Genomic DNA, 7,624 nt, shown 5'->3' with positions numbered 1-7,624 from the left:
TATCCTCAGACAATTTATAACCCTTAACGATTTCAGATGCTGGTACTTCTGCACCATCACCAGCAACCTTTTTGTATTGGATTCTACTGTAATCGCTCTTTCTTAGTTGATTAAAGCTAATAGTTTTAGAGCGGGTAGCCTTAATCATTGTAACAGGCACATTGACAAGACCAAAAGACAGCATACCTTTCCATACTGGGCGCATAATATCACCCTTTCTATGTTATAATAATTTAGTTTACATAATAATAGTTATTATTATATCATAAAAGCTTATTAGCGTCACTGTTTACGGGCATAGTATAAGTTTCCAAACTAATTGAAGCGACAGTAAGGGTAAGCAGGTTTATTTGTTTGATGATGAAGTGGTTCATGGAAAACAAGAAATAAACAAAACTCCCTATAAATTTAGGGAGTTTGTTTATTCCATGTTTTAATACACGCAGTAATTGATTCTACATAATAAGCGCATCAAGTTTCTGACCAAACGATGCTAGCAGTTATAATAATGCCAGCACTGGGATTGAGGTTAATGAAAGCAATTGAAATATTTTGGTCGGATGTGCTACTGGGAATAATAAGTTCTTCATTAAAAACAAACTCGAAATAGCCCAAGGTGTTGAGGGAAGTCTGCAGAAGATTGCTGGTAATGGCGAAAACAGGAACTAGCTGAAGATTTGCCGTGGCAACGCTAGTGTTAGGAGAGCCCCAATTCCGATTCACAGGAGTAATAGGGTCAGAAATTGGAATAGGTGCTCCATTTTTATATATTTCAATTAGAGTAACAAGCGTATTGTTAGTAATAAGACTAGGAGAGGTTCCACCAATAATCCGTTCTATTCGAAATGTCTTGCCGGAATTTGCCGGATTTATAAGTTGCAGTACTGCACAAGTCTCAAGACCTATTAAATAGGTATTAATTGGAACTGCTGAAAAAAGCTCTCCTTGCTGTGAATGTTTGGTTGCAGCGGGAATCTGTACAATATTGCCTTGAAAATCCACATCAACACTACGCGGAGTTCCGTTGTCGTTGCCGAAGACTAGGGAACTGCTCAAACTCTCATTGGCGTAGTTTGGCAAGGGGGGAGTGGCTGACACTGACATAGGTACTTCGAAGTTGAAATCCACCAAAAGTTAGCCTCCTTATACTTAACATAAGATATTTTGTATATTATATGTCATACGGAGATAAACGTGATTATAAAGGAGCATTCAATTACTAAATTATAGTCCAGAGTGGTTTAGGAGCGAACGTGAACGAATGTTTACGTATTATAATTAATTGCATATTACTGTAAATTGGGGCTGGATTGACCTCCGAAGCTAAGTGCAGGTTCATCCTGCCATGCGTATCAATTTTCATTTTTCTACTACCTTAATGTAGATTGTAGGAAATGGTGGCTTTCATATAAAACTCCCTAGGCTTAGTTGCTTAGGGAGTTTTTTGCTATGCTTTTATAAGTTAAAAGAAAAATATATAGGATCTTCTTTTTACATAACTCTCCATAATGCTATATAATAGGAGCATACTATTTTCTCGGAGGTCCCAAATGCGCCAAGCCAGTGCCACAGAACTCGCCAAGATGGGGAAATGTGAACGTCAAGTCTACCTTGACCACCATCATGGCGAAGATACATCACTTACTGCAAAATTCATCAAACGAGGCAACCATGAACATGAGCAATTTAATCGCCAGCTCTCTAGTAAAGATAAGCGCTGCTTTATTGCAACAGCAGTCTTTGGTATCGATTCCATAGAAACGAATATCCTGCGTCAATTTAGGGATAAGCATCTAATACCTTACAGCCCTGGGCGAATGATTACTTCATTATATTATAGTATATCGCCATATATAGTTATCGTAATTGAAAAGTATCCTGTATTGATGATTCCGATCCGTGCAGCATTACACTGGTTTATTAGATCCTGGAGGTAGACATGTCATTCCTTATATTAGTTGTAGTTATTATACTTTATTGGTGGTTGCGCTCAAGACGAAAACCCAAGTTATCACCATATATGTTAGAGCAATTTTTGAAAATAAATGATCCGATACCTTTGTGCGGTAAGCCGGATGTAGTATGGGAAAGTCGTGACGGTACTTTGATAGTTGGAGATTACAAAAGCCGTGAGAACCAGCAAATATATGAATCTGAGGTTATTCAGCTATCTGTATATAAGTTATTGGTTGAAACAACACAAAAAAGACCTGTTGCTAATTATGGTTTTATTCATTTCAAGAATCGAAATATGAAAAAGGTATCATTAATGAAGGAAAAAGAAATTATTGCTTTGTATTATCGGTATTGGAATGTGATAGGAGGTGAGGTGGTCGCTTGTGCTGCTAATAATAAAAGCTATTGTAGATATTGCTCGCACAAGCATGAATGTAGCTAAAATAAATCCCCTGATAAGTTTGGATTACCAAGGGATTTGCTTTATACTATAGCGTAAAGGAAAAAACAATCTCAATCAAGAATTTTACAGTATAACAAAACCTTCTCTTTAATAATTTGACTAGGTTCTTTCTTCTTCCAATTAAAAATAATACGTTCATGAATTCCAAGCTCTTCAGCCATTTCGACCTTAGTATGTCCATGATAGCAACGAGCCTTCTCCAGTTTTTCGAAAAAAGTATCTTCAGGCATATTTTCAAAGCAACCTATAAACCATATTGGCTGTTCAAGTTCAGTGGCCAACTTGCGTAACGTTTTCATCTCTGCCGTGCCGGTAGTTTTTCCTTCTAGCTGACTTAGATGAGCTGCAGCAATCTCAACCTTCGCAGCAAGAGTCTTGATTAGCCAACCTTTTTGTATTCGTGCCCATCTAATACGCTTACTGGAGGTGTCGCCAATTGTCATTTTTATATTCTGATCGACTTTTCCATTAAATACTGTATTATCTAGGTTGTGATGTGTACGCATGTCCGTGTAGATCATAACTTAGGGTAAGATAAACTTGGTAAGAATAGTTATTTCTGATCAATCTCTCTCGTCAGGGTGTACTGTACAAACAATTATTATTTCTTAATTAGCTTATTAAGATTATCCAACAAGGATTTAACAAGTTTTGCGAGAATATATACTATACTCAATTTACATGCCCACTGGAGGTTTAAGAATATTGAATGTAGAGCAAATGACAGTAGTCGAGATTACTAAACTTTTAGAAGAAAATAATCTGTCAATAGCTATAATAAATAGTTTAAAACAAGATTCGCGAGTTTCAGTATCTCGCTTATTTACTAAATGGCAAAAAAGGCAGGAGCAAAACTTACTAGAGAAGCAACGTATTCAAGGTCTTTATAAGCAGGAACGAATGCTTGCAGCTAAGGGATATAATTTAATTGCAGGTGTTGATGAAGCAGGTCGTGGTCCTTTAGCAGGTCCATTAGTAGTTGGTGCTGTTATCTTGCCTATCGGCTGTCACCTACCATCTATTAATGACTCAAAAAAGCTATCAGTTAAGCAACGGGAGTATTTGTATCATGAGATAAAAGAAGTTGCTATTAGTGTACAGCATATCGTCATAGATATTGATGTAATTGATCATCTGAATATTTATAATGCAACTATATCTGGTATGTATGAAGCTATTAATGAACTTCATCAAAGACCTCATGCCGTATTAATTGATGCTGTTCCCTTGCCTGATTTAGAAATGCACTCCCTGTCATTAATTGGTGGGGACGCTATTAGTGCTTCTATTGGAGCAGCTTCTATTATTGCAAAAGTAGAACGGGATAATTTAATGCGGGAATATGATAAGCAGTTTCCACAATATGGATTCGCAAAGCATAAAGGCTATGGTACGGCAGAACATCTAAAGGCATTGCAACAATTTGGTCCATGTCCTATACATAGAAGAAGTTTCGAGCCTATTAAGTCATGGGGAAGATAGAAATATGAATAAAGAAAAATCGGATAAACCGCAGCAAGCCATTGCAATAAGCTATCAGTCCAACACGAATGCGCCAAGAGTTGTAGCCAAAGGCACTGGTTATATGGCTGATAAAATACTCTCTACAGCAAGCCAACATTCGGTTCCCGTGTATCAAAATAAGACATTAGCCAGTATGTTAATGGCAGTTGAGTTAGATCGAGATATTCCTCCTGAATTATATCAGGCTGTAGCTGAGGTGTTGGCATACATTTACCATATCGATAAAAAAATGCACAAATTTTAGATAAGAAAAGATAATTTTATTTTATTTACTTGTGAAAAACAACATCAAGATAGCAGGATGTTGTTTTTTTTCGGGGAATATTGTAGCGAGGTGTATTATTGTGAATACGAGTAAAGTGGGGGATATTGGAGAACAAGCTGCAGCAAATTATTTGTACGATGCGGGATATGAGATAGTAGAGCGAAAATATCGTAGTAAAATTGGAGAAATTGATATTATTGCAAGGATAAAGAATATTTTAGTTTTTATTGAAGTAAAAACTCGAAGGAATACTACTTATGGCTTTCCAGCAGAAGCTGTAACCTATCGAAAACAGCAAAAAATAATCAATACTGCGTCCTGTTATCTTCAATATATACATAATACAAATATACATTGTCGCTTTGATGTAATCGAGGTATTTCTAAATGAAAATAATAAAATAACGTGTAACCATATTACAAATGCATTTATCAGATGATTAAATCTTTTTTATTAAATGGAGGTAGGTGAATCTTAATGCGAATTATTGTTGGCATTACTGGGGCTAGTGGTGCCATTTATGGACTTAGATTGATTGAAGTGCTAAAAGAAGCAGGTTGTGAAATTCATGCTGTAGTATCAGAGCATGGTTGGCAAGTTCTAGATTATGAGTGTGGCATCAGCCCACAAGAAATTAAGGAAAAAGTAGATTTCTTACATGACATAAAGAATATTGGAGCATGTATTGCTAGTGGATCATTTAAAACAGATGCGATGGTGGTAGTTCCTTGTTCTATGAGGACCTTAAGTAGTATTTCCAATGGAATTGCTGATAATTTACTCAGTCGTGCAGCTGACGTTATGTTAAAAGAAGGACGGAAATTGATTATTGTTCCTCGGGAAACACCTCTTAATGCGATACATTTGGCTAATATGTTAAAACTATCTCAGTTAGGGGTTAGAATTCTTCCTGCTAGCCCTGGATTTTATCATCGTCCTACTACTTTAAACCAAATGATTGATATGATGGTTGGCAAAATATCTGATTCCATTGGTATTGACCATGATTTATTTCCCAGATGGCAAGGTGAATAATTTTCGGAGGTAACTTTGTGTTTTCACAAACATTTGGATCGACTACAATCGGATTAAATGGTATTGTAATAACCGTAGAAGTAGATATATCTAATGGTTTGCCAGCGCTAGATATCGTTGGCTTACCTGATACTGCCGTAAGAGAATCAAAAGAACGAGTACGGGCAGCCATAAAGAATTCTGGATTTGAGTTTCCCTCACGGCGTATCACAATTAATCTCGCACCTGCCGACCTCAAAAAAGATAGCTCAGGATTAGATTTGCCTATTGCGATTGCGATCTTGGCAGCCAGTGGACAAATTATCTTACATCATTATCAACAGTATGTATTTGTCAGTGAATTATCTTTAGAGGGAAAGTTGCGTGGCATTTCAGGAGTATTGCCGATGGCAATTCATTGCTCTGAGCAAGGAATAAACCAAATGATTGTTGCTCCTGATAATACGCAAGAGGCCTTACTGGTAAAAGGGTTAACAGTATATGCACCAACGACTTTGGAGCAATTGGTATTACATCTCAATCAGGTCACTCAACTGCTCCCTGCAACGAAAGAACCTTTTTCTCCTCCAATGAGCAATGATAGTGAGGATTTTGCTGACGTACAAGGACAATTTGTTGCGAAGCGGGCTTTGGAAGTAGCTGCATCTGGAGGTCACAATCTGCTCATGACTGGTCCACCAGGATCAGGTAAAACCATGTTAGCCAGACGAATTACATCCATTTTGCCAGTCATGTCACCTCGTGAAGCATTAGAAGTCACAAAAATATATAGTATTGCAGAGCTATTGCCTACTCATACTGGGTTAATAAGCACAAGACCTTTTAGAAGCCCACACCATACCATTTCGGCTGCAAGTATGGTAGGGGGTGGACGCATCCCTAAGCCAGGTGAAGTAACATTAAGCCATAATGGCGTATTGTTCTTAGATGAATTGGCAGAATTCCCCAGAACCGTATTAGAGGTATTACGGCAACCTTTAGAAGACGGACAAGTAACCATTTCTAGAGTGAACGCTTCTTTTTCCTATCCCGCAAGGTTTATGCTATTATGTGCTAAAAATCCATGTCCGTGCACATCACAACCTGGGAGAAAACAAACTTTACGTGTATATTTACATCTGGTCTATCTTTCCCTTCTATATGTTCCGTACAAACAATTACTTCACGTACGAGCTGCTTAACAATGCTTCGTTTAGTTTCAAATGTAATTTCGCCTGAGAGTTTATCTCTTAAATCCTTTAAAAGCATAATAATGTCCTTTTTGCGATTAACTTCATCATCAGTCGCAAGAAGGGCATTTTTTAATTCTTTCTGTCGGTCTTCGAGAGCAATTCGTTCATTGATAATTTTAGAAAGCTGCTCTTCAACATCTTTAGCGGTTACAAGTTGTTTTCTATATAAATCAAGAATGGATTGTTTTTCTGTATCCTTTTGAGAGAGGGAGGATTTGATCAGCTGTAATTCATGTTCTATCGAAATATTGCTTTTTTCTATTTCTGGTGAAAGGTCAGATATTAATTGTCCAGGATTGTTAATAAAGCTAACACAATCTTTCCAAACCTTTTCATCTAACCAGTCTGTAGGTATGTTTTTAGCTTTGCATTTTCCTAGAAACTTGCCTCTATAGGAAGTTTTTCCATTACATACATAATAACCAGTACGTACTCCCTTTTCGTCTGAATAACCTGTTCCAGAGAAATTTAAACCACATAGTGAACATTTAACAAGAGAACGGAGTAAGTACTTATACTTTGCACAACGTACAGCTTCTAGTTGATTATCTTTTAATACAAGTTGAGCTTTATTCCAAGTATCTTCATCTACAATAGCAGGTACTTCGCGCTCAATTAATTCTCTTACTTTTTTAGTTCGTTTACCGTACTCATGAACCCCTTTATAAGTAGTCTGCACGATCATGCTTCTAACACGTCCTGGTAACCATGTACTTGCGAGTTTTACTTTACGTTTGCCACTTGGGACTTTATGACCTTCAATTACATATTTCGTAGGAAGGCCTAGAGCATTTAAATAGTCAGCAATTTTATATGTACTCATATTTTGTTCTACGGTAAGTCGAAAAACCAATCTTACTACATCCATTTCTGACATATCAAAACCAGGAAGGGGAATATCACTAATAGCAAGGAACCCTTCTTTATCAATATGGTATCCATATGGACAAATACCACCAAGCCATTTTCCATTGCGTGCTGCTCGATTGGCGCCATGCCAAAGTCGATCAAGAATATTGCTGCGTTCTAAGTCAGCAACACCGGCAAGGATCGTGAGTAAGAAGCGACCAGAAGGATCACTCGTATCAAACGGCTCTGTCATAGATTTAATCTTTATCCCATATTGCTCCAAAGTATGAACACCATTCA

At 37.2% G+C, this 7,624-nt stretch carries 10 protein-coding genes and 1 pseudogene; 7 read left to right on the top strand and 4 right to left on the bottom strand.

All coding sequences use genetic code 11. The features are described from left to right. Both LMF89_RS24765 and LMF89_RS24760 read right to left on the bottom strand, forming a co-directional pair. Window positions 1–205: Ku protein (locus tag LMF89_RS24765; RefSeq protein WP_304622626.1), on the bottom strand; the 205-nt coding region annotated here is incomplete at its 3' end. 266 nt (window positions 206–471) lie between these two features. Then, window positions 472–1,128: a hypothetical protein gene (locus LMF89_RS24760; RefSeq protein WP_229537480.1), complete on the bottom strand. Its 657-nt coding sequence runs from the start codon at window positions 1,126–1,128 to the stop codon at window positions 472–474. A gap of 422 nt (window positions 1,129–1,550) precedes the next feature. Here LMF89_RS24760 and LMF89_RS24755 point away from each other — a divergent pair, with 422 nt between their 5' ends. Together LMF89_RS24755 and LMF89_RS24750 are read left to right on the top strand one after the other, a co-directional pair. Further along, window positions 1,551–1,937 (top strand): CFI-box-CTERM domain-containing protein, encoded by a 387-nt coding sequence (locus LMF89_RS24755; protein WP_229537479.1) that lies wholly within the window; start codon window positions 1,551–1,553, stop codon window positions 1,935–1,937. Window positions 1,938–1,939: 2 nt separating this feature from the next. After that, complete coding sequence (locus tag LMF89_RS24750) at window positions 1,940–2,398, top strand: PD-(D/E)XK nuclease family protein (RefSeq protein WP_229537478.1); 459 nt, start codon at window positions 1,940–1,942, stop codon at window positions 2,396–2,398. Between the two features lie 71 nt (window positions 2,399–2,469). On the opposite strand, the gene LMF89_RS24745 is transcribed toward LMF89_RS24750, so the two are convergent. Then, entirely contained in the window at window positions 2,470–2,925 is a 456-nt protein-coding gene (locus LMF89_RS24745) for a helix-turn-helix domain-containing protein (RefSeq protein ID WP_229537477.1), read from the bottom strand. Between the two features lie 199 nt (window positions 2,926–3,124). On the opposite strand from LMF89_RS24745, the gene rnhB reads away from it, so the two are divergent. The 5 genes and pseudogenes from rnhB to LMF89_RS24720 all read left to right on the top strand — a co-directional run. Further along, the gene (rnhB, locus tag LMF89_RS24740) at window positions 3,125–3,901 is read left to right on the top strand and encodes a ribonuclease HII (protein WP_229537476.1); all 777 of its coding nucleotides are present in this window, start codon (window positions 3,125–3,127) and stop codon (window positions 3,899–3,901) included. A 4-nt stretch (window positions 3,902–3,905) separates the two neighbouring features. Further along, on the top strand, window positions 3,906–4,187 hold the full coding sequence (locus tag LMF89_RS24735; protein ID WP_229537475.1) for an EscU/YscU/HrcU family type III secretion system export apparatus switch protein: 282 nt from the start codon (window positions 3,906–3,908) through the stop codon (window positions 4,185–4,187). Between the two features lie 100 nt (window positions 4,188–4,287). Next, window positions 4,288–4,647: a YraN family protein gene (locus tag LMF89_RS24730; protein WP_229537474.1), complete on the top strand. Its 360-nt coding sequence runs from the start codon at window positions 4,288–4,290 to the stop codon at window positions 4,645–4,647. Between the two features lie 38 nt (window positions 4,648–4,685). After that, window positions 4,686–5,243 (top strand): UbiX family flavin prenyltransferase, encoded by a 558-nt coding sequence (locus LMF89_RS24725; protein WP_229537473.1) that lies wholly within the window; start codon window positions 4,686–4,688, stop codon window positions 5,241–5,243. A gap of 17 nt (window positions 5,244–5,260) precedes the next feature. Next, window positions 5,261–6,316, top strand: a pseudogene (locus tag LMF89_RS24720) (YifB family Mg chelatase-like AAA ATPase); the annotation flags it as partial. Here LMF89_RS24720 and LMF89_RS26020 read toward each other — a convergent pair. Then, window positions 6,297–7,577: a recombinase family protein gene (locus tag LMF89_RS26020; RefSeq protein WP_369412718.1), complete on the bottom strand. Its 1,281-nt coding sequence runs from the start codon at window positions 7,575–7,577 to the stop codon at window positions 6,297–6,299. The pseudogene LMF89_RS24720 and the gene LMF89_RS26020 overlap by 20 nt on opposite strands. Window positions 7,578–7,624 lie beyond the last annotated feature (47 nt).

This window comes from Pelosinus baikalensis (assembly GCF_020819555.1).
GTDB classification, from domain to species: domain Bacteria; phylum Bacillota; class Negativicutes; order DSM-13327; family DSM-13327; genus Pelosinus; species Pelosinus baikalensis.
Note: the sequence above shows the minus strand (reverse complement) of the source record. Positions and strands in the feature narration are given on the sequence as shown.